Origin of the sequence: Enterobacter kobei, assembly GCF_001729765.1 — a bacterium.
Lineage (GTDB): Bacteria > Pseudomonadota > Gammaproteobacteria > Enterobacterales > Enterobacteriaceae > Enterobacter > Enterobacter kobei.
The window spans coordinates 4,650,293-4,675,376 of record NZ_CP017181.1; the positions used below are offsets into that span (position 1 = coordinate 4,650,293).

The following is a 25,084-nucleotide window of genomic DNA, read 5'->3' on the forward strand; positions in this document are numbered from 1 at the left end:
ACTTTTTTGTAACGGATTTTCCCGATGGATGCTAAACAGACGCGGCAGGGCGTTTTACTCGCCCTTGCCGCTTATTTTATTTGGGGTATTGCACCGGCGTACTTCAAGTTTATCGCTTATGTACCGGCCGACGAGATCCTCACTCACCGCGTCATCTGGTCCTTTTTCTTTATGATCGCGCTAATGAGCCTCAGCCGTCAGTGGTCCGGCGTCAAGACGCTGCTCAAAACGCCTAAGAAAGTTTTCCTGCTGGCACTCTCGGCGGTGCTCATTGGCGGAAACTGGCTGCTGTTTATCTGGGCGGTGAACAACCACCACATGCTCGAAGCCAGTCTTGGCTACTTTATTAACCCGCTGGTGAACATCGTACTGGGGATGCTTTTCCTCGGCGAACGTTTCCGCCGTATGCAGTGGCTGGCGGTGTTTCTGGCCTTCTGCGGCGTGCTGGTACAGCTCTGGACGTTCGGCTCGCTGCCGATTATTGCCCTCGGCCTGGCGTTCAGCTTTGCGTTCTACGGTCTGGTACGTAAGAAGATTGCGGTGGAAGCACAAACGGGGATGCTGTTTGAAACCCTGTGGCTGCTGCCGGTGGCGGCGATCTACCTCTTCGGTATCGCCGACAGCGCCACCAGTCATATGGGCAGCAACCCGTGGTCGCTGAATCTGATGCTGATGGCGGCAGGCGTGGTGACCACTATTCCTCTGCTGTGCTTCACCGGTGCGGCAACGCGTCTGCGTCTCTCCACGCTGGGCTTCTTCCAGTACATCGGCCCGACGCTGATGTTTCTGCTGGCGGTGGTGTTTTACGGCGAAGTGCCGGGCGCAGATAAGATGGTGACGTTCGCCTTTATCTGGGTAGCGCTGGCGATTTTTGTCGCCGATGCGATTTACACCCAGCGCAGAGTGCGCAAAGGGCTGTAGTGCCTTTTTGCCGGATGGCGGCTGCGCCTTATCCGGCCTACATGTTCAGTAGGCCCGGTAAGCGCAGCGCCACCGGGCGGATTCTCAAAGCCAGTTACGACGCTTAAAGTACAGATACGGCGCCAGCCCGGCGAGGATCATAAAGATAATCGCCCCCGGGTAACCAAAGCTCCACTTCAGCTCCGGCATAAACTCGAAGTTCATCCCATAGCTGGAGGCCACCAGCGTCGGCGGCAGGAACACCACGGATACCACCGAGAAGATCTTGATGATGCGGTTCTGCTCGATGTTGATAAAGCCCATCGCCGCCTGCATCAGGAAGTTCACCTTCTGGAACAGGGATTCGTTGTGCGGCAGCAGGGATTCGATATCGCGCAGGATCTCACGCGCCTGCTCCAGCTGACCACCCGGCAGACGCGCCTTGCGCACGAGGAAGTTCAGCGCGCGCTGGGTATCCATCAGACACAAACGCACCTTCCAGCCGATATCTTCCAGCTCGGCCAGCGTGGAGAGCGCTTCGTCGTATTCATCGCCCTGATGGCCTTCCATGATCACGCGGCTCAGCTTTTCCAGGTCGCTGTAGATGTTTTCAATCTCATCCGCCAGCTGTTCGATTTTGGTCTCAAACAGGTCGAGCAGCAGTTCGTAAGCGTTGCCGTCCACCATTGCCTGGCTGCGGGCGCGCATGCGGTAGAGACGAAACGCGGGCAGTTCACGCTCGCGCAGGGTAAACAGGCGACCGTCGCGAATGGTAAAGGCCACGGTGGAGTTGCCCGCATGGTCTTCCGCATCTTCAAAGAAGAAGAAGGAGTGAATGTGCAGGCCATCTTCATCTTCAAAAAAACGCGCAGAAGCTTCGATGTCTTCCAGTTCAGGACGGGTTGCCAGGCTTTGCCCCAGCTCAGATTGTACGCGAAGGCGCTCATCGTCGTCCGGCTCGACCAGATCCACCCATACGGCATCAATGAGGGGCTGTGACTCTTCGGCTTCAAGCCGAGTCAGTCGGTTATTTTCGAGTTGAAATGCGCTCAACATGACCGGGACTCCCAATGCAAAAAATATCGGACAGTTCGGTGGGCACACAGAAACAAATTGGGTTTCAGACCATTAAACAGCCTGACTCAGCGCGACGGGAATAATGCAGTCGCTGACAACCACTAAGGCCATCAGCAAGGGGAGATAGCCTTAGGAGTTGTTCCTGGATGACAGGGAATTGAGCCAGTATCTACTGGGTGTGTCCAAGGCGAATGTCCTCTTAGCGTAATCGTGCGCGCATGTTACGCCAGCAGTAACTGTGGCGTCAACACGCAACGGAACGCTGAAGGGCATTAATTGACCTTCAACGTATAAGGCTAGCAGATTATTACAAAATAATGATATTTTTCTGAAAGTTACACTGTTTCTAGCTTAGCGTAAGCGGCCACCAGCCATTTGATCCCCTGCCCCTGGAACGCCACCTGCAGGCGGCTGTGCTCGCCGCTGCCTTCCAGATTTACAATGGTGCCTTCGCCAAACTTCGAATGGCGCACGCGCTGACCCAGCTTGTAGCCGGTGTCCGTTTCAGAGATCGGTGATCCCATACGCGGATGGCTGACAGGGCGGCTGATGCTGGCACGCAGGCGCACTTCCTCCACGCACTCCTCCGGCAGTTCGCCAATAAAGCGAGACGGACGGTGGTAGACCTCTTTCCCGTACAGGCGGCGGGTTTCCGCATAGGTTAGCGTCAGCTTTTGCATCGCGCGCGTCACGCCCACATAGGCCAGTCGACGCTCCTCTTCCAGCCGTCCGCCTTCATCGAGCGACATCTGGCTCGGGAACATCCCCTCTTCCATCCCGACGATAAAGACCTGCGGGAACTCCAGACCTTTGGCGGAGTGCAGTGTCATCAGTTGCACCGCATCCTGCCAGGTGTCCGCCTGCCCTTCACCCGCCTCCAGCGCGGCGTGGGAAAGGAACGCCTGCAGCGGCATCAGGTCTTCGTCTTCTTCGTTGTAGCTGAACTGGCGCGTTGCCGTGACCAGTTCCTCTAAGTTCTCAATACGGGTCTGACCCTTCTCGCCTTTTTCCTGCTCGTACATGGTGCGCAGGCCGGAGTCTTTGATTACCCGGTCAGTCTGCACGTGCAGCGGCATATCGGCGGTTTCCTGCGCCAGGGCGTCAATCAGCTCAAGGAAGCGCTGCAATGCGCTGGCCGCACGACCGGCAAGGGCTTTCTCCTGCAGCAGCTCGCGGCACGCCTGCCACAGCGTCAGCTGGCGGTCGCGCGAGGCCTGACGCACCACGTCCAGCGTGCGGTCGCCAATGCCACGGGTTGGGGTGTTGACCACGCGCTCAAACGCCGCGTCATCATTACGGTTCGCAATCAGACGCAGATACGAGAGCGCATCTTTGATTTCCTGACGTTCGAAGAAGCGCATACCGCCATAAATGCGGTACGGCATACCTACCTGCAGCAGCGCCTCTTCCAGCACGCGTGACTGGGCGTTACTCCGGTAGAGAATGGCGCACTGCTCTAACGCGCCGCCGTTATCCTGCCAGGTTTTAATACGGTTCACCACGAAGCGGGCTTCGTCGAGCTCGTTGAAGGCGCAGTAAATTGAAATCGGCTCGCCGTCGACGCCGTCGGTCCACAGCTTTTTACCCAGACGCCCGTTGTTGTTTTCAATCAGGGCGTTGGCTGCGCTCAGAATGTTGCTGGTGGAGCGATAGTTCTGCTCCAGACGGATGGTTTGTGCGCCGGGGAAATCGTTGAGGAAGCGCTGGATGTTTCCCACCTGCGCCCCGCGCCAGCCGTAGATCGACTGGTCATCATCCCCCACGATCATCACCTTACCGGTATCGCCCGCCAGCAGGCGGATCCATGCGTACTGGATGTTGTTGGTATCCTGGAATTCGTCCACCAGGATATTGGTAAAGCGTTCACGGTAGTGCTGAAGGATATGTGGTTTGTTGAGCCACAGTTCGTGGGCGCGCAGCAGCAGCTCGGCGAAATCCACCAGACCGGCGCGATCGCACGCTTCCTGGTAGGCTTTGTAGACGTTTTGCCAGGTCTGCTCCACCGGGTTGCCGAAGCTCTGAATATGGTGCGGGCGCAACCCTTCATCTTTCTGACCGTTGATGTACCACATCGCCTGACGCGGCGGCCACTGTTTCTCGTCAAGGTTCATCGCCTTGATCAGACGCTTCAGCAGACGGAGCTGGTCTTCGCTGTCGAGGATCTGAAAATCCTGCGGCAGGTTGGCGTCCATATGGTGCGCGCGCAGCAGGCGGTGCGCCAGGCCGTGGAAGGTGCCGACCCACATGCCGCCCTGGCTGGTACCCATTAACTGGGCGATACGGTGGCGCATCTCCGCCGCCGCCTTATTGGTAAACGTGACGGCCATGATTGAGTACGGCGAGCAGTTTTCCACGCTCTGCAGCCACGCGATACGGTGAACCAGCACGCGCGTCTTACCACTGCCCGCCCCAGCCAGCACCAGCATGTTGGTGCGCGAGGCCGCTACGGCTTCACGCTGTTTGTCATTAAGGCTGTCGAGCAGGTAAGAAACGTCCATTGGCACCGTCACATAGTATTCAGGAACAGAGCAAAACGCCCGGTGGCGCTTCGCTTACCGGGCCTACAACTGCAAAACCCTGGTAATTTATACAATATTACTGGTGATTATATCAGCGTCGTGAGGGATGCCAACCGTGAAATTTCCACGTGCGGCAGAAGACGGCTATCCAGCGTGGTCATCAGGTCGGCGTTCTCTGGCTTGATCCAGCAGGCCTGCATGCCGCAGCGGATAGCGCCAGCCACGTCGGTGGTGAGGTCATCACCCACATGCAGAATGTTACCCAGCGGCAGATTCAGTTTTTCCGCCGCCAGATGGTACATATCGCTGAACGGCTTGGCGCGCCCATGCGGGCCCGCGCGCAGCACAAACTCAAAGTAATGATCGAGACCAAACAGCTCCGGCTGCGCATTGCCGTTGGTGATGGCCACCAGCGGCCACTTTTCGGCGAGCTTCGCCAGCGTGTCGTGGGTCTCCTGCGGCACGTCGATGCGACTGCGCCATTTGGCAAAGTTTTCCATCGCTGCCTCAGCACCGATGGCCGCATCCCGTGCGTTGAGCCCTGCGTTGAGCATCGCCTGCTCCACCGCGCGGCGACGCCATTCGGTCACGTCATGGTAAATGTCCGGCTCGGTCTCACGCAGAGACTGACGCAGCGTCTGAAAGTCCTTGTTCTGCATCGTCTTCAGCGCCGGGTGGTAGTTCTGCACAAACGCCAGCGACGCCTGCTCGGTACGCAGAATCACCTCGCGGTTGTCATAAAGGGTGTCATCAAGGTCAAACGTCAGGGCTGAGATCTGGCCGAGTGGGCGGTAAAAACGCATTATTTCCCCCGTTTGGCGCGTGGATGCGCCGCGTCATACACCGAGGCAAGGTGTTGGAAGTCTAAGTGGGTGTAGATTTGAGTGGTCGACAGATTCGCATGGCCGAGGAGTTCCTGCACGCCGCGCAGATCGCCGCTCGACTCAAGCATGTGTGTCGCAAAGGAGTGGCGCAGCTTATGCGGGTGAACATGACTGTTCAGCCCCTGCTTAATACCCCACTCCGCAAAGCGCTTCTGTACGTTACGCGCCGAGATCCGCTTGCCGAGTTTCGACAGGAACAGCGCATCTTCTTCCGCGCCAAACAGCCCGCGCAGGTTAAGCCAGTGTTCGATCCAGGCGACGGCATTGCGGCCAATGGGCAGGCGGCGCTCTTTGCTGCCTTTGCCCATTACCCACACTTCACCGGTGTCCAGGTCGAGGTGTTTTAAATCGAGGTTCACCAGTTCAGACAGACGCAGGCCTGCGCCGTACATTACTTCCAGCATCGCGCGGTCACGCACCGCCAACGGATCGTTCAGATCGATATCCAGCAGACGGTTTACGTCGTCGACGTCGATATTTTTCGGCAGATGGCGCGGGGCTTTCGGCGTGGCGATCCCTTTTGCCGGGTTGGCTTTTATGCCGCCCTGGCTGACCAGCCAGTCAAAGAAACTGCGTAGCGCGGAGAGTCTGAGCGCCAGGCTCGCCGGGCTGAGGTTTTTTTTTCGGCTACGCACAACGAACCCGCGTACCGTGGCAGCGTCACATTGTTGCCAGCTTTTCAGGCCGATCTCGTCGGCAATCTGCATGATGGCATCAAGCTGACGCTGGTAGTTAAGCAGCGTAATGGGGCTGAGCTGACGTTCCACCCCCAGATAGCGCAGAAAGCGCGCGACGTCAGTGGAAAGCGGTCCGTCCGTCATACGCGTTCAATCCAGCGCTCCAGCAGTTCGGGCAGCATCAGGGCGATCTCCTGCAGCAGGTGCGTGGCCTGGCCTTGCTCGTAGTGGTGCGCGTCGCGGCTGGTAAATAACATGACGCCCAGATCGCCATCGCGTCCCATCAGCGACATCGCCACCGAGCCAATCGCCTTCGCTTCCGGTAATACCACCAGCAGTTCAGGCCCGTTCAGCGGCCCCAGATAGTGATGCGCATGGCCCAGACGCTGAATGCGCAGCGGTTCAAACGCCTGACGACTGAGCGCCAGATGGGTAAACCCGGACGGTGCGCCAATGCGCCAGCGGTCAGGGAAAAGACGAATCGTTGCACCCGCCAGCCCAAGCTCACGCGCCCAGCGGTGGAAGCGGCTAAGGAACTCATCAAGGCTGTGCGCCGAGGCCAGACGCGCCTGCAAATGCAGCAAACGATAGAACAGACTTTCGTTGGTACTGGCCTGTTCCATCAGCAGCGTCATGTTCTCTTCTAGCTGATTGATGTGGTTGCGCGAGCGCGCCATGTGCCATTCGACCAGCGACACGGTCCCGCGCACCGGATGCGGCACGCGCATCTCTTCGACGACGCGTGCATTGCGAATAAAAAACTCAGGATTGCGCAGCAGATAATCCACAACAGCTCTGTCGTCCAGTTCCGTCACTGTTTCCTGCAGTTCTTCCCCTGGTTGTTTCATAGATGGATAAACCCGTCATAGACATGTGCCGCCGGGCCAGTCATATACAGTGGATGACCCGGTCCTTTCCAGGCGATATCAAGCCGACCGCCCGGTAACTCGACGCGAACCTCTTCGGCGAGTAGCCCCTGTGAGATGCCGACCGCCACGGCCGCACACGCACCGCTACCGCAGGCCTGGGTTTCGCCCGCGCCGCGCTCGTAAACCCGCAGGCGGATGTGCTCACGCTTCACCACCTGCATGAAACCGATGTTCGCCCGCTCCGGAAAACGCTCGTGGCCTTCCAGCACCGGACCGAGCGTTTCAACCGCGGCGGTTTCCACATCATCTACCTGAATCACGCAGTGCGGATTACCCATCGAGACGACGCCGCACAATACTGTCTGCTCGGCCGCACGCATAATATAGGTCTTTTCCGCTTTGTTTGCGCGAAACGGCACGGCAGAGGGTTCGAAGTTAGGCTCGCCCATGTTCACGCGCACCAGTTCGTCATCGGTGACGCTGAGCACCATGCGGCCGTTGGCCGTACTGACGCGAATATCGCGCTTGTTGGTCAGCCCTTTCAGGCGGACAAAGCGGGCAAAACAGCGCGCACCGTTGCCGCACTGGTTAACCTCGCTGCCGTCCGCGTTAAAAATACGGTAGTGGAAATCGAGGTCGGGATCGTATGGCGGCTCAACCACCAGCAGTTGATCAAACCCCACGCCCAGATGCCGATCCGCCAGGCGACGGATCAGTTCCGGGGAGAAAAACACATTCTGCGTTACCGCGTCGACGACCATAAAATCGTTGCCAAGGCCATGCATTTTAGAGAACTGCATCATTTGCTCCATTGCGCGGGTACAGAACGTTGTCGTCAGAGATTAACCTGAGTAGGGCCACCGTTGTCGCCACGATCGTTAGTATTTGGCGTGGTAGACTCAATGCCGCTTTGGACGGGTTTCGTCGGCGGCGGCGCGGTTTTATCCGCAGGTGGGAAGTAGAGTGGTCCCTTCAGTCCGCAGCCCGTCAGGCTAAACAGGGTGATGAGAACGGCAAGCGTTCGGAAAGCGTTTTTCATTATAAAGTTGCCCGTAAGTTCAAATCTGTTTCTATCATCGCAGGAGAAGACACAAAAGCAAGAGTTTGCCGCTTTCCTGCAACGTGAATTATTTAGCGTTATACTGCCGGCATCACGAAAAACAGGAACAAAACCATGAACGACAGTGAATTCCATCGCCTTGCAGACACCCTGTGGATGACCATCGAAGAACGTCTCGACGACTGGGACGGCGACAGCGATATCGATTGTGAAATCAACGGCGGCATTCTGACCCTGAGCTTCGAAAACGGCAGCAAAATTATTATTAACCGCCAGGAACCGCTTCACCAGGTCTGGCTGGCCGCAAAACAGGGCGGATATCATTTCGATCTGAAAGACGGGGAATGGATTTGCGACCGCAGCGGCGAAACGTTCTGGGATTTGCTGGAGCAGGCAGCGACGGCGCAGGCGGGTGAGACCGTCAGTTTCAGGTAGTTTTGTTGCCGGGTGGCGCTTACGCTTACCCGGCCTACGGGTTCGGGCTGTTGTAGGCCCGGTAAGGCGTAGCCGCCACCGGGATCACGAAATCAGGAGAAATACTGCTGCAACAGCGGTGCGGTATCCTGGTTTGCTGGCACCGCAGGGGTAATTGCCTGCGTACGGAACGGGATCACCTGCGCTCGCCCATCAACGTTCACAATCTGATAGAACTGCGGCAGGTTGAAGTTGATAAAGCTGGAGCCATAGGTGAAGCGATCATGTGAAGAAGAGTAGAAACGGCTGACGTCGCGCACCAGCTCCTCTTTGCTACCTTCACAATGATGATACACCTCGGCGCGGTTGGTCTCATCCAGAATGTAAATGTTAAACCCGGCATCGTCGCCCGACTCTTCGAAGAAGAACTGAATAATCCCTTCACTCGCAAAGCCGTCCACCACCTGTGGCAGTTTGACGTGGTTGGTTTCCACCTGGACCGACAGTCCATGCAGCTTGTTATGTGAAATCGCCCCGTAAAACTCAATGGCGTTTTCCAGCTTCTGTACCGATACATTCAGACGTTCGAAGAACAGCCCCCAGGTCTGGCCGGAGACGCGCAGCGCTTTAAAACGCCCGGTTTCCTGACGGGTACTGGAGAGACGCAGCTCGATGCACTCGGAGACCAGTTGCTGCACGCGGGTACGAATTAAGCCGCGCAGGTGCTGGCTGTAGCAGAACACTTCGACGCTGTCCGGCGGCGCGGCGTCCTGGTGCATTTTGCCCAGAATAGTTTTCAGCGCTTCGATCATCGCCTGCTCGCCGTTGAAATGCAGAGTACGCACTTCATTCCACGAGTTGCGGTACAGCAGATCCACGCTGCCCACCAGACAGTTTTGCTGTTCGCCAAAGCTGAAGACGTCCAGTTTGCGGAAGTCAAAATGGACTACCTGATTACGGAAAGCTGCCGTCGGGTCGTATTCCAGGTTGACGATAATCGCCAGATGGCGAATTTCACAGGGGCTGTAGAGCGCTTTCGGCGTTGGCGCAGGCAGACGCAGTGGGAAGTGGTGCGAAACATCCGCCACCATCTCCTGCAGCTTGGCTAAATCGACGACCTCGTTGCCCTTGATAAACAGGCGGGTACGTGAAGTCAGCAGACCGTTAAACCACGCCCAGGCCACCAGTTTGTTCAGGTAGCGGTTATATTCCAACGGCTGATGGCTGACGATCGAGTCCATGCTAGGCGCACGGTTGTACAGATACCACCCAGTGCGGTTTGCGCGGCCCGGCGGTACATAGATAAAGGTCAGGTTCGGTTCTGACAGGTCAGGCGAAATCTGCGGGTTCACCAGGGTGACTTTGCCCGGCAGCGCTTCAAACGCGGCATAGAGCTTACGGGTCAGTACGCCAATGTCCTGCGGGCTGGCGGAGACGCTAAGGTTGTTGCGGCGCGCAAAGCGGATCAGGTTACGGTAGCTTTGCATCATCGCATCGAGCAGTTCGTTATGCGCTTCACGCACCTGATCGATTTTCCAGTTAGCACGGTTGTCGAGCATGGACAGACGCGCTTCGTCCCATCCCCACTCTTTCACTAACTGGCTGACCACTTCACGACGCCAGCCCACACAGGCGCGCTCGCGGCTCAGTTTTTCACAAACTTTGAGATAAAAACATCGACGCACCAGGTCAAGACGCGTGGAGTCATCAATGGCTTTCAGGTATTCGGTAACGCGTTCCAGCATCATGCAGTAGGCATCAAGCCCGTAGGAGACAATCTCACCATCGTGCAGGCGCTGCTTGATATCTTTCGCCAGCAGACGCGGCGTGGGGTATTCCCAGGAGTAGGCTTCAAGCAACAGCGTTTTCAACACCGCTTTGTACGGTGAATCAATGCTCTTATAGAGCTGCCAGAGGCTAGCGCCGAAGTACTCTTCTGCGGACAGGGAGCTAAGGCCGCCCAGATCCAGCCACTCGTTTGGCGTCAGAACGCCCTGCGAATAAAGCGACATGACGTAGTCGTCATAATTCTCTTCTTCATCGCACGGCACCATATTCCACAGAATACGCTTCCCGGCCAGACGCACAGCAGTACGATAAAATTCATCCAGCAATAAGATGTGCTGAGTCGAGCCGCAGTCTTCACCACCCAGACTGCCGCTTTCGTTATGGCGGAAACGGTTTTCATCAATCAGGAAGAAGCTCACTTCCACGCCAAGCGACGCGGCCCAGCTCTCCAGCAGGCTGCATTTACGCTGCAGCAGCTGCCGCTCTTCGTTATCGAGCCAGGATTGATGGCAGACCCAGATATCCAGGTCTGAAGAACAGCTTTGCCCTACCGATGAGGTACTCCCCATCGTGTAAACGCCGGTAATCGGCAATTCACCTGTCGGTGATTCCTGCGGCGGCATGCCGCGGTAGAGTTCCAGCTCGTTCAGATAATGCTGTTGGGTTTCATCAGGCGTGAAAAGACATATGCCTCTGGGAACGTTACCGTCAAGGTACCCAGGCATCAGCGGATGGTGATAGTGCAATAATGTCGGCAGCAGACTGTATACCTGCTGGAAAGCAGGGCCCATGGCAGCAAGCGCGCGATCCACGCGCAATTGATTTATGGCATCCAGTCTCTGTTTCAGAGTCTCAATATAGAGGTACAAGACGTATCGCCTGATGTTTCCGGGTGTCGTAAGCCATTCAAAACACGAATAACCGCGAGCCCGCAGTATTTCAAAAAGATAACCGTTACCCTTTTTTCGCCCTTATCATTATGGTGGTACCGACGAAAAAATGGTCTAAAACGTGATCAATTTAACACCTTGCCGGTTGACCGTAAAGAAAGATGCGCTACATACAAGTGTAGCACCGTTCTGTACGTGTAAATTCCTGAATACGGCTATGGCTGGCCAATACGCCACCGTGTCCCTCTCGCGCTTCATCAACCGTAAAACTGCCATCCCAGAGTCAACAATGTTAGGATGGTTAGCGATTGATAATGACGGTAACAAGCATGTTAGACAATGTTTTGAGAATTGCCACACGCCAAAGCCCTCTCGCGCTCTGGCAGGCACATTATGTTAAGCAGCGCCTTGAAGCCTGCCACAATGGATTGCGCGTCGAGCTGGTGCCGATGGTCACGCGCGGTGACGTGATCCTGGATACGCCACTGGCGAAGGTGGGCGGCAAGGGCCTGTTTGTCAAAGAACTGGAACTGGCATTGCTTGAGAACCGCGCCGATATCGCCGTGCACTCCATGAAAGATGTGCCCGTCGAGTTCCCGGAAGGGCTGGGGCTGGTGACCATCTGCGAGCGCGAAGATCCGCGTGATGCGTTTGTCTCTAACCGCTATGACTCGCTCGATGCGTTGCCCGAAGGTAGCGTAGTTGGCACCTCCAGTTTACGCCGTCAGTGTCAGTTGGCGGAGCGTCGCCCTGACCTGATCATCCGCTCGCTGCGCGGCAACGTCGGCACACGCCTGGGCAAACTGGATAACGGTGAATACGATGCCATTATTCTTGCCGTCGCTGGACTGAAGCGTCTGGGGCTGGAGGAACGCATTCGCGTGGCGCTACCACCAGAACTGTCGCTGCCGGCCGTGGGCCAGGGTGCCGTCGGCATTGAGTGCCGTCTGGACGATGTGCGTACCCGCGAACTGCTCGCGCCGCTGAACCATGACGAGACCGCTATCCGCGTAAAAGCCGAGCGGGCGATGAATACCCGCCTCGAAGGCGGATGCCAGGTGCCGATTGGCAGCTATGCTGAATTAACCGAAGGGAAACTCTGGCTGCGCGCGCTGGTGGGTGCCCCGGACGGTTCACAGATGGTACGCGGCGAACGTCGTGGCAATCCGCAAGATGCCGAACAGCTTGGCGTGTCGCTGGCGGAAGAGCTGCTGAATAACGGCGCGCGTGAAATCCTGGCTGAGGTCTATAACGGAGAACCCCCTGCATGAGTATTCTTGTCACCCGCCCTTCTCCCGCAGGAGAGCAGTTAGTGAGCCGTCTGCGCACACTGGGGCAGGTGGCCTGGAGTTTTCCGCTGATTGAATTCTCCCCCGGTCGCGAGCTCTCTGCGCTCGCCGATCGGATAAATACCCTGCAGGAAGGCGATCTGTTGTTTGCGTTGTCGCAACATGCCGTGGAATTCGCCAACGCCCAGCTGCAACAGCAAAGTCTGTCCTGGACAACTGCCCCACGCTATTTCGCCATTGGTCGCTCAACGGCGCTGGCGCTGCATACCGTAAGCGGTGCTGATGTTCGCTACCCGTTAGATCGGGAAATTAGCGAAGTCTTGCTACAATTACCTGAATTACAAACTATTGCCGGAAAGCGCGCGCTCATTTTGCGCGGCAATGGTGGCCGCGAGCTGCTGGGCGAAACGCTGCGTGAACGGGGTGCCGACGTGACGTTCGTTGAGTGCTATCAGCGTTGCGCAAAGCACTACGATGGCGCGGAAGAAGCGATGCGCTGGCACGCGCGCGGCATTAATACGCTGGTGGTCACCAGCGGTGAAATGTTACAACAGCTTTGGTTGCTGATACCGCATTGGTATCGCGAAAACTGGTTACTCCGCTGTCGGCTTCTGGTCGTCAGTGAGCGTCTGGCGAACCTCGCCCGGGAACTGGGCTGGCAGGATATTCGGATCGCTGATAACGCCGACAACGATGCGCTGCTGCGCGCATTACAATAACTCTCAAATGGGAAGCCATAATGACGGAACACGAAAAATCCTCCGCCGTGGTTGAAGAGACCAGGGAGACTGTGGACACCACACCACAGCCAGAGACGACTGAGAAAACCGCTGAGAAGAAAAACGGCAGCAACAAAACCAGCCTCGCGCTGAGCGCAATTGCCATCGCCATTGCACTGGCGGCAGGTTTTGGCCTGTACGGCCTTGTGAAGCAACAGGGCGCTAACCAGACGGCCACCAGCGATACGCTGGTCAATCAGCTTACCTCCCTGCAAAAAGCGCAGGAAACGCAGAAAACCGAGCTGGAAGCGGTGATTAAGCAGCAGGCTGCCGCGCTGGCCGAGGCAAACAGCAAACAGGAAGAGCTGACCAAACAACTGGACGAAGTACAGCAAAAAGTCGCCACGATTTCCGGTACCGATGCCAAAACCTGGCTGCTCTCTCAGGCCGATTTCCTCGTAAAACTCGCCGGGCGTAAGCTCTGGAGCGACCAGGACGTTACCACCGCTGCCGCACTGCTGAAAAGCGCCGATGCAAGCCTGGCAGACATGAACGATCCCAGCCTCATTACCGCACGTCGCGCGATCACCGAAGATATCGCGAGTCTTTCCGCCGTTTCGCAGGTGGATTACGACGGCATTATCCTCAAGGTGAACCAGCTTTCGAATCAGATTGATAACCTGCAGCTGGCGGATAACAACGACGACGACTCCCCCATGGATTCCGACGGTACCGAGCTTTCCAGCTCTCTGAGCGAATGGCGCATTAACCTGCAGAAAAGCTGGCAGAACTTTATGGACAGCTTTATCACCATCCGTCGTCGCGATGAAACCGCTGTACCGCTGTTAGCGCCGAATCAGGATATCTATCTGCGCGAAAACATCCGTTCCCGCCTGCTGGTGGCGGCTCAGGCTGTGCCGCGTCATCAGGAAGAGACCTACAAACAGGCGCTGGATAACGTCTCGACGTGGGTGCGTGCGTATTACAATACCGATGACGCGACGACCACCGCTTTCCTCGAAGACATCGACAAGCTGAGCCAGCAGAACATCACGATGAACGTACCGGATAAGCTGGCCAGCCAGCCGATACTGGAGAAACTGATGCAGACGCGCGTGCGTAACCTGCTGGCACAGCCGGGCGTTCCGGCAGAGCAAACAGGCGGAGCGGCACCAGCGCCAGCGCCTGAAAGCGCGCCACAAGGAGAGTAATGATGCTAAAAGTTCTCTTACTCTTCATCTTGTTGATCGCCGGGATCGTCCTGGGACCGATGCTTGCCGGTCATCAGGGATACGTTCTGATCCAGACCGATAATTACAACATCGAAACCAGCGTAACGGGTCTGGTGATTATTCTGATCCTCGGCGTCGTAGTACTGCTGGCAGTCGAATGGATCCTGCGCCGTATTTTCCGTACCGGCGCGCATACGCGCGGCTGGTTCGTTGGCCGCAAGCGTCGTCGTGCGCGTAAGCAAACCGAGCAGGCGCTGCTTAAGCTCGCCGAAGGCGATTATCAGCAGGTTGAAAAGCTGATGTCGAAAAATGCCGACCATGCAGAACAGCCGGTGGTGAACTATCTTCTGGCTGCCGAAGCAGCGCAGCAGCGCGGTGATGAAGCCCGTGCAAATCAGCATCTGGAACGTGCGTCAGAACTGGCTTCCGGTGACCCGATTCCGGTTGAGATCACCCGCGTTCGTCTGCAGCTGGCACGCAATGAGAACCATGCGGCGCGCCATGGCATTGACCGCCTGCTGGAAATAGCTCCCCGCCATCCTGAAGTCCTGCGTCTTGCCGAACAGGCTTATATTCGTACCGGTGCGTGGGGCTCGCTGCTGGACATCATTCCGTCAATGGCGAAGGCCGAAGTGGGTGATGACGAGCATCGTGACGAGCTTCAGCGTCTGGCATGGATTGGCCTGATGGATCAGGCACGCGCCGACCTGGGTAGCGACGGCCTGAAGACCTGGTGGAAAAATCAGAGCCGGAAAACGCGTCAGCAGGTTCCTCTGCAGGTGGCGATGGCGGAACATCTTATTGAATGTGACGATCATGACACCGCCCAGGAGATCCTCCTCGACGGTCTCAAGCGCCAGTACGACGATCGTCTGGTCATGGTGATCCCGCGCCTGAAAACCAATAACCCAGAGCAAGTCGAGAAAGTGCTGCGTCAGCAGATCAAAACCGTCGGCGACCGCCCGCTGCTGTGGAGCACGCTGGGCCAGTCACTGATGAAGCACGGCGAATGGCAGGAGGCGAGCCTCGCCTTCCGTGCGGCACTGAAACAGCGTCCGGACGCCTATGACTACGCGTGGCTTGCCGATACGCTCGACAAACAGCATAAGCCAGAAGAGGCTGCTGCCATGCGGCGAGATGGGTTGCTGTTAACGTTGCAGAACAACGGCACGCAGCAGTAATTAACAGGGAGGCCAGACGGCCTCCTTTTTTTATCGCTTTTCTCCTGCTACATTCTTTACACCTCAAGCCACAAACGAACCCGCCAATGTAACGATGCCTTTTCATTAACTTTTTTTCGCACATGCGCGAATTGCGCGTGGACTAAATCGTTTCTGAAAGGAAATCGTCATGAACTCGCTTTTGTATGCGCTTATTGAAGCGCTGCGCTGCCATCGCTGGCTGCGCCTGCTTGCCTGTGCTTTTATCTTCTCTTCACTGGGAAATGGGTTAACCCAGGTTGTAGTCTTCGGGCTGCTGTTAGCGTGGTCAGCCCCGCCAGCCCTGCTTACCCTCGCCTTTCTTTTCGCCACGGTACCAGGGTTTTTCGGCAGCATGCTCGGTGAAAGGCTATGCTCGCGCTATTCTCCGATATCCCTGCTGATATTGACCGAAGGACTCGGCTTACTTGCCCTGCTCTTTCCCCTGCTTGGCGTGGGTTATCATAGCGTTGTCGCGTTACTCGCCGTGCAATCCACCGAAGCGCTACTCAGCGGGATGAGCTGGCCCGCCCTGACGTTGCTCTTCAAGCGCGGCCTCAGCGAAACGGAACTGCCTGCCGCCACCTGTCTGGAAAATGTTATTTTTGCGTCTCAGGTGCTATTAGGTACCGGGCTGGGCGTGGTGCTTTTTCAGAAGATGCCCGTGCTCGCCTTGCTGACCATTGATGCCATCAGTTTCCTCGGGTCGCTGGTCATGTTATGGCTGGCGGAACGCCTGTTTTCACCAGCTCCACACGACGCCCCTGAAGAAAAGGGGGTTTCTACGAAATTGCGCTGGCAGACATTGACCGTTCGGCAGAAACGCAGCTTGCTCATTTTGCCTGCGCTGGCCGCTGTCGGATCACCCGCTATGGCACTTCTTCCGGCACTGGCCCAGCAGCTACGCCCTCAGGATGCGGCTGGCCTTGCTCTGCCCCTGCTTTTTGCGAGGAGCATGGGGCAGCTTTGCGGCCCTTTGCTGCTTAAAAGAGACAGTCTGGCGCGTTTTGCGGCTCGTACGCCGCGATTATTACTTTGCCTTGGCATCTTTCTGGCCGCTTATGGAATGCTGCCGTTTATGGCCAACTGGGCAGGTTATGCGCCTGGGATGATCTTTGTCGCACATCTGGCCTCAAACGTGCTTTTTGCAGCGGGTACGTTTGGCATGCTCAGCCATTTTCAGGCCAGGCAAATCGCTGTTGCCAGCGGTAAAGCCTGGCGCTGGCAAACGCTCAGCGCCTCACTTTTCACTGGCATTGCAGCTGTGGTGGCTTCCGGGGTTGGCTCAGTACAGGCGCTATATATGGTTTCGTCAGCGGCTCTGCTGAGTGTTGCTCTCATCATGCGCTTTTATCAGGAATAAGGCATAAAAAAACGCCTGCTATAAAAGCAGGCGTTAAAACAGGTCTGTAAGACAACATATTTGGTGCTTCACTCAACGTTATGTCCATGGTGTCTGATGAGGCCGAAGCGACATCTGTCAGTGGACGATAAGCACCGTAAATGGCTCTGCGTCATTCCTGAGTTTATGAGGCACTAAGGCGAACATAAGAGATGGAATGAGCATCTACACGTATATTATTGCACGTAACGTGCCAGAGTTACACGCAAAACGTATACATGACGCAACATTTTAAGATAAAAGGAAATTATGCTGTTAAGCACTGTCTGAAGCTTCATAACGTATCGCTAAATGCAGAAATATGTCGTCAAAAAGAGACAGTAAAGCCCCTAAATAAATATTTCTATTACTTTCAACGGATTACATGTCGCTGAATCGCGACACTGAAAAAGGGCGCTGTCGGGGAATCACTACAGGAAAGAAACATCACAGAAAACAAAAAACCCCGCCGAAGCGGGGTTCAAAATTGGTCGGCGAGAGAGGATTCGAACCTCCGACCCACTGGTCCCAAACCAGTTGCGCTACCAAGCTGCGCTACTCGCCGATGTACTGCTTTTTGAATTTTTAGTTCAATTCATTTAAAAAGTCGTGGTGCGAGGGGGGGGACTCGAACCCCCACATCCTAAGGACACTAACACCTGAAGCTAGCGCGTCTACCAATTCCGCCACCTTCGCAATTCACAACTCTTTCAATAATGGGGTGGCTAATGGGATTCGAACCCACGACAACTGGAATCACAATCCAGGGCTCTACCAACTGAGCTATAGCCACCACTGTATTCTTTCACGCGGTACTGACTACTTCTCAGACCACCGCAGCTCTAGCGCCGGGACTAAAATGGCGCGCCCGACAGGATTCGAACCTGAGACCTCTGCCTCCGGAGGGCAGCGCTCTATCCAGCTGAGCTACGGGCGCTTAGCGCCGTTGCGGGGCTGGATATTACGTACCTCCGTCCCCGCTGTCTAGTGATTTTTTGAAAAAAATGCGCGTTTGGTTATGGTTTGCACATTTTGCCGCTTATTCCTCCACTTTGTGCGTGGTGCCGCGGCGACCCAGGCCAAAAAGCTTATACGCGGCCGTCACTGCCGCCAGGAAGATTAGCCCGACAAACAGCGACATGCGGGTATCTTCATTAAAGTACATTCCAATTAATACGCAAATCAGGAACGCCATCGTTAAATAGTTCGCATACGGGAACAGGATCGAGCGGAACGGATGGCTGGCGATCGCTTTTTTATGTGCATGACGGAAACGCAGCTGGCTGATGAGAATGACAAACCACGGCACCATACCCGGCAGCACGCTGGCACTGTAGACGTAAACAAACACACGCTGCGGATTAGGAATGATGTAATTCAGGCATGAGCCAATCAGCAGAATCACAATGGATACCGCGACCCCCGCAACTGGCACACCCGCACGTGATACTTTACTCATCGCCGCAGGTAGCTGGTTATTTTTCGAGAGTGCGTAGAGCATACGGCCACAGCTGTACATCCCGCTGTTACAGCCAGAGAGTGCCGCTGTCAAAACCACAAAGTTGATGATGCCTGCTGCTGCGGTAATACCAATCTTCGCAAAGGTTAAAACGAACGGGCTTCCGGTCGTGCCAATTTCATTCCACGGGAAGATAGTCACGATAACGAAGATCGCGCCCACATAGAAAATCAGGATGCGCCACAGCACTTTGCCCACCGCGCTGCGCAGCGTGACCTGCGGGTTTTTCGCTTCACCGGCAGTAATACCGATCAGCTCCACACCCTGATATGAAGCCACCACGATACACAGCGCTGTCAGGAAGCCCTTCCAGCCGCCAGCGAAGAAGCCGCCGTGTTCAGTCAGGTTGCCAAAGCCGATGGCGTGCCCACCGTTGCCAAAGCCAAAGAAAATCACGCCCAGACCAATCACAATCATCACGATGATGGTGGTCACTTTGATCATCGCAAACCAGAACTCGATTTCACCGTACAGGCGCACCGCGGCCAGGTTTGCCAGCGCCACCAGCCCCACGGCAATCAGCGCCGGTATCCACTGGACCATGTCCGGGAACCAGAACTGGACATAGACCCCTATCGCGGTGATTTCAGAGATGCCCACCGCCATCCACATAAACCAGTAGGACCAGGCTGTCAGGTAGCCGAAGAACGGGCTCATATAACGGTGCGCGTAAACGGCAAAAGATCCGGTTACGGGTTCCAGAAAGAGCATTTCGCCCATTGAGCGCATGATGAAGAAAACAAACAGCCCGGCGATGATATACGCCAGTAATACGGAAGGGCCTGCCCATTTAAGGGTGCTTGCGGAGCCCATAAACAGGCCCACGCCGATAGTGCCGCCCAGCGCGATCAGTTCGATATGACGAGCTTCCAGCCCACGCTGTAGCTCCGGTTGTTTCTCTGCCATAGATCCTCGATTGTGTTTGCTGTTTCCCGGCTTAATACCGGGTATTGTTTTTTAGGGGGACTAAAATACGGAGCGAATGGTTTCTTAAAATCGACCAAATGGCAAACGATGCATAAAAAAAATGAATGCATTGCACAAATTATCAGCAGTTTTGCAGGCGAGTTGCAGCGCGAACAGCATATCGCGCTACATTTTGATTACATTTTCCCGGTGTAGTGCCAGGCGAGGTAGCGAAGCAGACGAATCTGTCGTTTAATGCGGGTGGGTTGTGAAAGCAGGCGGTAGAGCCATTCCAGCCCCATATTTTGCCAGACCGTCGGTGCACGCTTAACGTGGCCGGTAAAGACGTCGTAGGTGCCTCCTACGCCCATATACAGGGCATCCGGGCTGACCAGCCGACAGTCGCGCATCAGGATTTCCTGGCGCGGGGAACCCATCGCCACGGTGACAATTTTTGCCCCGCAGTCGCGAACGCGTGCAAACAAGGCCTGCCGTTCTTCAGGCTTAAAGTAACCATCCTGACTGCCGACAATATTAACATTCCACTGACGACGCAGCTTCTCTTCGGTCTGTGCCAGCACTTCGGGCTTACCGCCAATCAGGAAGACTGGCGTCCCCTCCGCGCCCGCGCGGGCCATAAGATGCTCCCAGAGATCGGCCCCCGCCACGCGGGAAACATTAGCGCCAGGAAACTTTTTACGGATAGATCGGACCACGCTAATCCCGTCCGCGTATTTAAATTCAGCCGCTTCAATCAGGCTTTTGACTTCGGCGTTATCTTCCACCGCCAGCATCTTTTCTGCATTGATGGCAACCAGCGTACCGGATTTCATCTGACCATCGGCAAAAAGAAAATCCAGCGCGTGCTGCATATCGCGCCAGCCAATAAGCTGCAAACCACGAAGCGCATAACGCGGTGCAGAAGTTTTATCCGTCATGACTATCCTTTCTTAAACTTGCGACAGCGTTGTGCTGCCCTGTTGCCCGCGCTTGTGCACAAGCCCTGCACTGTCAAACAGCCAGTACAGCAATTTGGCCAGTAACAGGCTGATGCCGAAAACGACCATGAAGAACACCACGCGCGAAACGAATGAATCCAGGCCTTCGCGCGCCAGAACGATCATATTGAAAATGGCACCAAAGCAGAAACTGTGCAAAATGGCCGCTTTGTAGCGGTTCGTCTCTTCAATACCGCGCAGGTAAAGCCAGTCGAACCATTTAATAATCAGCCCTACGACAACCGCACCAGGCAGGATAAACCAGCCGCCGCCCATCACCACCAGGGAGCCGATCAGCGTTGGCGAGATCGCCAGACCCGAATGATTGTTCAACACTTCCCAGGTAAAATAGTTCGCGGTATTGAGCACCACGCCAGGGCGGTCCGGCCATAGCCAGCTCGGGATAAAGACATAGAAGTCGCGAACAATCGGCGCAAGCCCCTGGAAATCAATCTTGTCGTAGTTTTGTAGCAGCAAGGCCAGGTTTTCCCACGGCGAGAAGGTATCGCGCGTCAGGTAGAGGAACGTGTAAAACGCCTCATCGCCCGCCACGTTCATCCCGTAGCGCTTCAGCGCCAGCCAGAACATCCCCACAATGCCAAACACCCCTGCCGCCACCAGCATCCACAGCGAGATCCAGCCGCGGATAATGCCGATAAACAAGAAGATAGCGAAAGCAATGATGATATTGGCACGCGTACCGCCCACAATCATGTAGGTCAGGATACCGAACGCGACGGTACTGACCAGGAAGAATAGCCACGCTTTGCTGTCCTGTCGCAGGAAGAAAATCACCAGCATCGCCGGGATAAAGAAGTAGAAGAATCGCTTTAACGCCACGCCCGAAACTTCAGCCGAAAAAATCTGGCTGTAGGAGTTGAGCTTAAACAGCAGGAAGCCGTTATGCATAAAGAAGATCCCGACACTGACCAGGGCGATAGCCATCAATATCACCCATGTCAGGTGGGTCTCCACCCGATTCATAGTAAAGAGCGCCCGGCGTGATGCAGTGGCCCTGGCTGAACGCAGCCGCGTTTTGTAGGTGACGTAGTAAACCGCATAGAAACAGGTCGCCGCCAGAAGCGCCTGGAGCAAGATTTCCGGCGGCGCGACGCTCACGTCAAACCGGAAAACCAGAATGCTGGTCAGCGGGAAGCCGAAAAAGAAGGTCAGCAGAAACAGTAACGAGAAGAATACGTTAAAGTTGAAGCGCACCCGGCGGAATTCAAACCAGGTGAGGGTGGCGATAAACAGCGTGCTCAGAAGCCAGACAACCAGTAAGCCGCTGAATTGCAACTGACTCATGCTTTGTCTCCTGACGCGATACGCAGCGCACGATGCCACGGTGTGAGATAGTTCGGGCTGAAAAAGTCGATACTGTTTTTATCCACCAGCGTGAGCTGGCGTTGTGCTTCCCGTACCACCTCGACATTCAGCGTATCGGAGGTAAACAGCACCGGAATATGCTGTTCAACCATATCCTGCCAGAATGGGTTGTCACGGTTGAGCACGCACGGCACCCCCGCCTGGATCAGCAGACACAACGTACCTATCCCCTGCTGACGCGCAAAGATAAAATAGCCGAGATCGCATTTTCTTAGCAGCGTAAGGTATTCATCAAACGCCAGCTTTTCACTGAGGATTTGAAGATTCTCAGGGCTAAAAAGCGTAAGACCCTGCTGGCGAACCTCGTTGATGTAGGCGTCGTTATTGGCCGGATAACCCATCGGCACGACCACGTTCACCGTGTCGCCAAACTGCTGGTGTACCGCCCGCAGCGCGGCAACATGCTCGTTACTGCGGTCGCCTGAATTTCCCACCAGAATCGTCAGCTTGCCTTCACGAACCGTGTCATTCGCCAGGGTATTTAGCGCCGGATCCATGCGGGTTGGGAAATAGATTAGCTCACCGCGCACGTTCGGATGCTGTTTCGCAAAATAGTTGAGATCGCCACGGGTGGCAAAAACGCAGCCCACCCTGCCCTGTGCCATCCGGCGAAGGGGATAGAAAAGGCGGAATTTCCAGCCGCGTGAGACTTCGTAGAGATCCGCCCCCCAGATATGCCAGCTGCACTGGGAAGGTTTGATTCCCCCGCTGAGCAGGGCCAGCCACAGGCCGGTATTGAACTGCCCGTGGAAAAAGAAACGTTGCTGGCGATTCGCTTTGGCTTTGGCAATGACCGCCTTCGCCAGCGCGGCCTTGTCTGGCCAGAAGCGAAGAGTCAGCGCCGGAAATGCCTCGCTCAGGCCCTTATCCTGACCTGCAACCATAAACTCACGTGCATCAGGGTTACCCGGTGCCAGTTCATCGTTAAAGAACCGCAAAACGGTCTGGTTATGGTGTGGGATATCCGATCCCAGGATGTGAATCAGTGCAGTCATGCGCGTTTACGCCACAATAAAAATACGCCGCAACAGGCAGCGAAATAAACGATATAGGTTGCCATATAGGCCTGAGCCGCCCCCAGCGCACCATGCGAAGGTATCAGCCAGTGTGAAAATGCCGTCAGTAACCCAAACTGGCTTATCTCCGCCAGGATATACAGCCGCAGCGAGGCTTTCGCAATCACCAGGTAGCCGAAAACGTAAGCCCCCACTTTCAGCACATCGCCCACCAGTTGCCAGGCAAACAGATCGCGCATGGCGGTAAACTTCGCTGAGAAAAGCAGCCAGATGGCGACATCGCGCAATAGCCAGACGGTAAAACTGGCCGCCGCCACGGCGGGAAGCACAAAGCGCAGCGAGCGGAAAATCTCACGGGTAATATCCTGCCTGGACGTCAGACGCGATAAGGTTGGCAGCAAATAAACGCTAAAGGAAGCCGTAATAAACTGTAGGTAGGCGTCGGAAATACTGCTTACGCCCTGCCAGATCCCTACCTCATCCCAGCTATAATGCGCCGCCAGCAGGTTTCGCATCATCACGTAAGCCACCGGCAGCGTGACGGAGGTGATGAGCGCCATCAGGGTAAATTTACCCAACTGGCTGGCAAGCACTTTGTCCCATCGCGGTTTGAGGTAGCTCAGAGGGATAACGCCCCGACGCATCAGCATAAACGCGGCAGGAACGACAACCAGCGCCGGAACCAGCGCCAGTCCAAGCAGTGCCCCTTCATAGCCACCCAGGCGGTAGCAGAAGTAATAGGCAATCACGCCGATGACGCTCCCCAGGATTAACGCAAGCGCGTTCCCGGCAGCATCACGAAAGCCTTTCATCAATGCCAGGAGCAGGTTTGCCCAGGCAATACCCATCTGAACCAATGCGACCAGACGCACCAGCCCCTCATACCGGGTGTGCCCAAATAATCCCTGACTGATGGGGGCCGCCGCCAGCAGAAAGACAATCGCCATCAGGGTCGAAAAACCCGTGACCATCGCCGACGAGGTGCCCACCACCCTGCGAAGCTGAGCCGCATCATCATGATACTGAGCAACGTATTTGGTCACACCGTTGAAGATACCGGCCCCGGCCAGCACGCCAAGGACGGTCACCAGCTGGCGGAAGTTCCCCGCCAGCCCGACGCCTGAAGGACCGAATGAGACGGCCAGCAGCTTGACGACCAGCAGTCCGGCGCCAATCTTTACAAGCGTGGACGCGGCGGTCCACACCGATGCTTTTGCCAGAGACATATCAGCCGAAATAACTCAGAAGGGTATTAATCACCGTACGCTGGTTAACTGGCGCGAGGTTGTAGAACAGTGGCAAGCGAAGCAAACGCTCACTTTCTTTTGTAGTGTAACGGTCTTCACCGGCGAACACCCCGAACGCCTCGCCTGCCGGGCTCGAATGTAGCGGAATGTAGTGGAACACAGCCATAATTTCGGCTTCTTTCAGCCAGGCGATGAGCTGGCTGCGATCGTCGTTATCGCGAAGCTTGATGTAGAACATGTGGGCATTGTGAACGCAATCAGCCGGAATAGTTGGCAGCTCGATACGCCCGGCTTTTGCCAGCGGTTCAAGTGCATCGTAATAGGTTTGCCACAGGGACAGGCGCTGAAGGTTAATCCGCTCCGCCGCTTCCAGCTGTGCCCACAGATATGCCGCCTGCAGATCCGCCATCAGATAGCTTGAGCCGATATCGCGCCAGGTGTATTTATCCACCTGCCCGCGGAAGAACTGGCTGCGGTTGGTGCCTTTTTCACGGATCACTTCCGCACGCTCCACGAGCGCCGGGTCGTTGATCAGCGTCGCGCCACCTTCTCCACCCGCCGTATAGTTTTTCGTTTCGTGGAAGCTAAAGCAGCCAATGTGGCCGATAGTGCCCAGCGCGCGTCCCTTGTAGGTGGACATCACACCCTGAGCGGCATCTTCCACCACAAACAGGTTGTGTTTTTTGGCGATCGCCATGATGGTGTCCATTTCACAGGCTACGCCCGCGTAGTGAACCGGCACGATCGCCCGCGTTTTGTCGGTGATCGCCGCGTCAATCAGCGTCTCATCAATGTTCATGGTATCCGGGCGGATATCCACAAAGACGATTTTTGCTCCGCGCAGGACAAACGCATTTGCTGTGGAGACAAAGGTATAGCTCGGCATGATCACTTCATCGCCGGGCTGGATATCCAGCAGCAGTGCCGCCATTTCCAGCGATGCCGTACAGGACGGGGTCAGCAGCACTTTAGCGCTGCGAAAACGCTGCTCCATCCACTGCTGACAGCGACGGGTGAAACCGCCATCACCGCAAAGTTTGCCGCTGCCCATGGCAGACTGCATATAGTCGAGTTCCGTACCGACGACGGGGGGGGCGTTAAATGGAATCATCTT

The 25,084-nt window shown here is 55.9% G+C and carries 22 protein-coding genes and 4 tRNA genes; 7 read left to right on the forward strand and 19 right to left on the reverse strand.

Annotated features, from left to right (window positions below):
* Positions 1-24: 24 nt before the first annotated feature.
* Positions 25-921: an EamA family transporter RarD gene (rarD, locus tag BFV64_RS22575; protein WP_014885644.1), complete on the forward strand. Its 897-nt coding sequence runs from the start codon at positions 25-27 to the stop codon at positions 919-921.
* An 84-nt stretch (positions 922-1,005) separates the two neighbouring features.
* Here rarD and corA read toward each other — a convergent pair whose 3' ends face one another.
* The 8 genes from corA to lptM all read right to left on the reverse strand — a co-directional run bounded on the left by corA (position 1,006) and on the right by lptM (position 7,965).
* On the reverse strand, positions 1,006-1,956 hold the full coding sequence (corA, locus tag BFV64_RS22580) for a magnesium/cobalt transporter CorA (RefSeq protein WP_008501540.1): 951 nt from the start codon (positions 1,954-1,956) through the stop codon (positions 1,006-1,008).
* A gap of 150 nt (positions 1,957-2,106) precedes the next feature.
* Complete coding sequence (gene ysgD / locus BFV64_RS25995) at positions 2,107-2,163, reverse strand: YsgD/CorL family protein (RefSeq protein WP_212743980.1); 57 nt, start codon at positions 2,161-2,163, stop codon at positions 2,107-2,109.
* Between the two features lie 149 nt (positions 2,164-2,312).
* Positions 2,313-4,475, reverse strand: a complete 2,163-nt coding sequence (uvrD, locus tag BFV64_RS22585; RefSeq protein ID WP_045281890.1) for a DNA helicase II — start codon at positions 4,473-4,475, stop codon at positions 2,313-2,315.
* 107 nt (positions 4,476-4,582) lie between these two features.
* Positions 4,583-5,299 (reverse strand): 5-amino-6-(5-phospho-D-ribitylamino)uracil phosphatase YigB, encoded by a 717-nt coding sequence (gene yigB, locus BFV64_RS22590; protein WP_045281891.1) that lies wholly within the window; start codon positions 5,297-5,299, stop codon positions 4,583-4,585.
* Complete coding sequence (gene xerC, locus BFV64_RS22595) at positions 5,299-6,201, reverse strand: tyrosine recombinase XerC (protein WP_069602446.1); 903 nt, start codon at positions 6,199-6,201, stop codon at positions 5,299-5,301. The genes yigB and xerC overlap by 1 nt, the downstream gene beginning before the upstream one ends.
* Complete coding sequence (locus BFV64_RS22600; RefSeq protein WP_023331571.1) at positions 6,198-6,905, reverse strand: DUF484 domain-containing protein; 708 nt, start codon at positions 6,903-6,905, stop codon at positions 6,198-6,200. The genes xerC and BFV64_RS22600 overlap by 4 nt, the downstream gene beginning before the upstream one ends.
* Entirely contained in the window at positions 6,902-7,726 is an 825-nt protein-coding gene (gene dapF / locus BFV64_RS22605) for a diaminopimelate epimerase (RefSeq protein ID WP_014885649.1), read from the reverse strand. Before dapF ends, BFV64_RS22600 begins: the two co-directional genes overlap by 4 nt.
* A 35-nt stretch (positions 7,727-7,761) precedes the next feature.
* Positions 7,762-7,965, reverse strand: coding sequence for an LPS translocon maturation chaperone LptM (gene lptM, locus BFV64_RS22610; RefSeq protein WP_014885650.1), 204 nt, complete (start codon positions 7,963-7,965; stop codon positions 7,762-7,764).
* A gap of 135 nt (positions 7,966-8,100) precedes the next feature.
* Here lptM and cyaY point away from each other — a divergent pair, with 135 nt between their 5' ends.
* The gene (gene cyaY / locus BFV64_RS22615) at positions 8,101-8,421 is read left to right on the forward strand and encodes an iron donor protein CyaY (RefSeq protein ID WP_014885651.1); all 321 of its coding nucleotides are present in this window, start codon (positions 8,101-8,103) and stop codon (positions 8,419-8,421) included.
* A 92-nt stretch (positions 8,422-8,513) separates the two neighbouring features.
* Here the strand turns inward: cyaY and cyaA are convergent, their stop codons facing one another.
* Entirely contained in the window at positions 8,514-11,057 is a 2,544-nt protein-coding gene (gene cyaA, locus BFV64_RS22620; protein ID WP_023331572.1) for a class I adenylate cyclase, read from the reverse strand.
* Positions 11,058-11,407: 350 nt separating this feature from the next.
* Here cyaA and hemC point away from each other — a divergent pair, with 350 nt between their 5' ends.
* The 5 genes from hemC (at position 11,408) to BFV64_RS22645 (ending at position 16,880) form a co-directional block, all read left to right on the forward strand.
* The gene (gene hemC / locus BFV64_RS22625; protein ID WP_032629599.1) at positions 11,408-12,349 is read left to right on the forward strand and encodes a hydroxymethylbilane synthase; all 942 of its coding nucleotides are present in this window, start codon (positions 11,408-11,410) and stop codon (positions 12,347-12,349) included.
* Positions 12,346-13,086, forward strand: a complete 741-nt coding sequence (gene hemD, locus BFV64_RS22630; RefSeq protein ID WP_045135421.1) for a uroporphyrinogen-III synthase — start codon at positions 12,346-12,348, stop codon at positions 13,084-13,086. The genes hemC and hemD overlap by 4 nt, the downstream gene beginning before the upstream one ends.
* Positions 13,087-13,106: 20 nt before the next feature.
* Positions 13,107-14,297, forward strand: coding sequence for a uroporphyrinogen-III C-methyltransferase (gene hemX / locus BFV64_RS22635; RefSeq protein WP_069602447.1), 1,191 nt, complete (start codon positions 13,107-13,109; stop codon positions 14,295-14,297).
* A 2-nt stretch (positions 14,298-14,299) separates the two neighbouring features.
* Positions 14,300-15,499 carry a protoheme IX biogenesis protein HemY gene (gene hemY, locus BFV64_RS22640; protein WP_014885656.1) on the forward strand — a complete coding sequence of 400 codons (1,200 nt, stop codon included), beginning with the start codon at positions 14,300-14,302 and terminating at the stop codon, positions 15,497-15,499.
* 169 nt (positions 15,500-15,668) lie between these two features.
* Positions 15,669-16,880 (forward strand): MFS transporter, encoded by a 1,212-nt coding sequence (locus tag BFV64_RS22645; protein ID WP_045135419.1) that lies wholly within the window; start codon positions 15,669-15,671, stop codon positions 16,878-16,880.
* Between the two features lie 506 nt (positions 16,881-17,386).
* On the opposite strand, the gene BFV64_RS22650 is transcribed toward BFV64_RS22645, so the two are convergent.
* The 10 genes from BFV64_RS22650 to rffA form a co-directional block, all read right to left on the reverse strand.
* Positions 17,387-17,463: transfer RNA gene (locus tag BFV64_RS22650), tRNA-Pro, on the reverse strand.
* Between the two features lie 45 nt (positions 17,464-17,508).
* Positions 17,509-17,594 (reverse strand) — tRNA-Leu (locus BFV64_RS22655).
* A gap of 21 nt (positions 17,595-17,615) precedes the next feature.
* Positions 17,616-17,691, reverse strand: a tRNA-His gene (locus BFV64_RS22660).
* A gap of 67 nt (positions 17,692-17,758) precedes the next feature.
* A tRNA-Arg gene (locus BFV64_RS22665) sits at positions 17,759-17,835 on the reverse strand.
* Between the two features lie 102 nt (positions 17,836-17,937).
* Positions 17,938-19,323, reverse strand: a complete 1,386-nt coding sequence (gene thrP / locus BFV64_RS22670) for a bifunctional threonine/serine APC transporter ThrP (protein WP_023331578.1) — start codon at positions 19,321-19,323, stop codon at positions 17,938-17,940.
* A gap of 197 nt (positions 19,324-19,520) precedes the next feature.
* Positions 19,521-20,261, reverse strand: a complete 741-nt coding sequence (gene wecG / locus BFV64_RS22675) for a lipopolysaccharide N-acetylmannosaminouronosyltransferase (protein ID WP_045135418.1) — start codon at positions 20,259-20,261, stop codon at positions 19,521-19,523.
* Between the two features lie 12 nt (positions 20,262-20,273).
* A complete protein-coding gene (gene wzyE, locus BFV64_RS22680; protein ID WP_045135417.1) occupies positions 20,274-21,626 on the reverse strand; it encodes an ECA oligosaccharide polymerase in 1,353 nt (450 codons plus the stop codon).
* A complete protein-coding gene (locus BFV64_RS22685; protein WP_032635142.1) occupies positions 21,623-22,702 on the reverse strand; it encodes a TDP-N-acetylfucosamine:lipid II N-acetylfucosaminyltransferase in 1,080 nt (359 codons plus the stop codon). The genes wzyE and BFV64_RS22685 overlap by 4 nt, the downstream gene beginning before the upstream one ends.
* Complete coding sequence (gene wzxE / locus BFV64_RS22690) at positions 22,699-23,949, reverse strand: lipid III flippase WzxE (protein ID WP_045135416.1); 1,251 nt, start codon at positions 23,947-23,949, stop codon at positions 22,699-22,701. Before wzxE ends, BFV64_RS22685 begins: the two co-directional genes overlap by 4 nt.
* Before the next feature lies 1 nt (position 23,950).
* Positions 23,951-25,081: a dTDP-4-amino-4,6-dideoxygalactose transaminase gene (gene rffA / locus BFV64_RS22695; RefSeq protein WP_014885664.1), complete on the reverse strand. Its 1,131-nt coding sequence runs from the start codon at positions 25,079-25,081 to the stop codon at positions 23,951-23,953.
* Between the last annotated feature and the right edge of the window lie 3 nt (positions 25,082-25,084).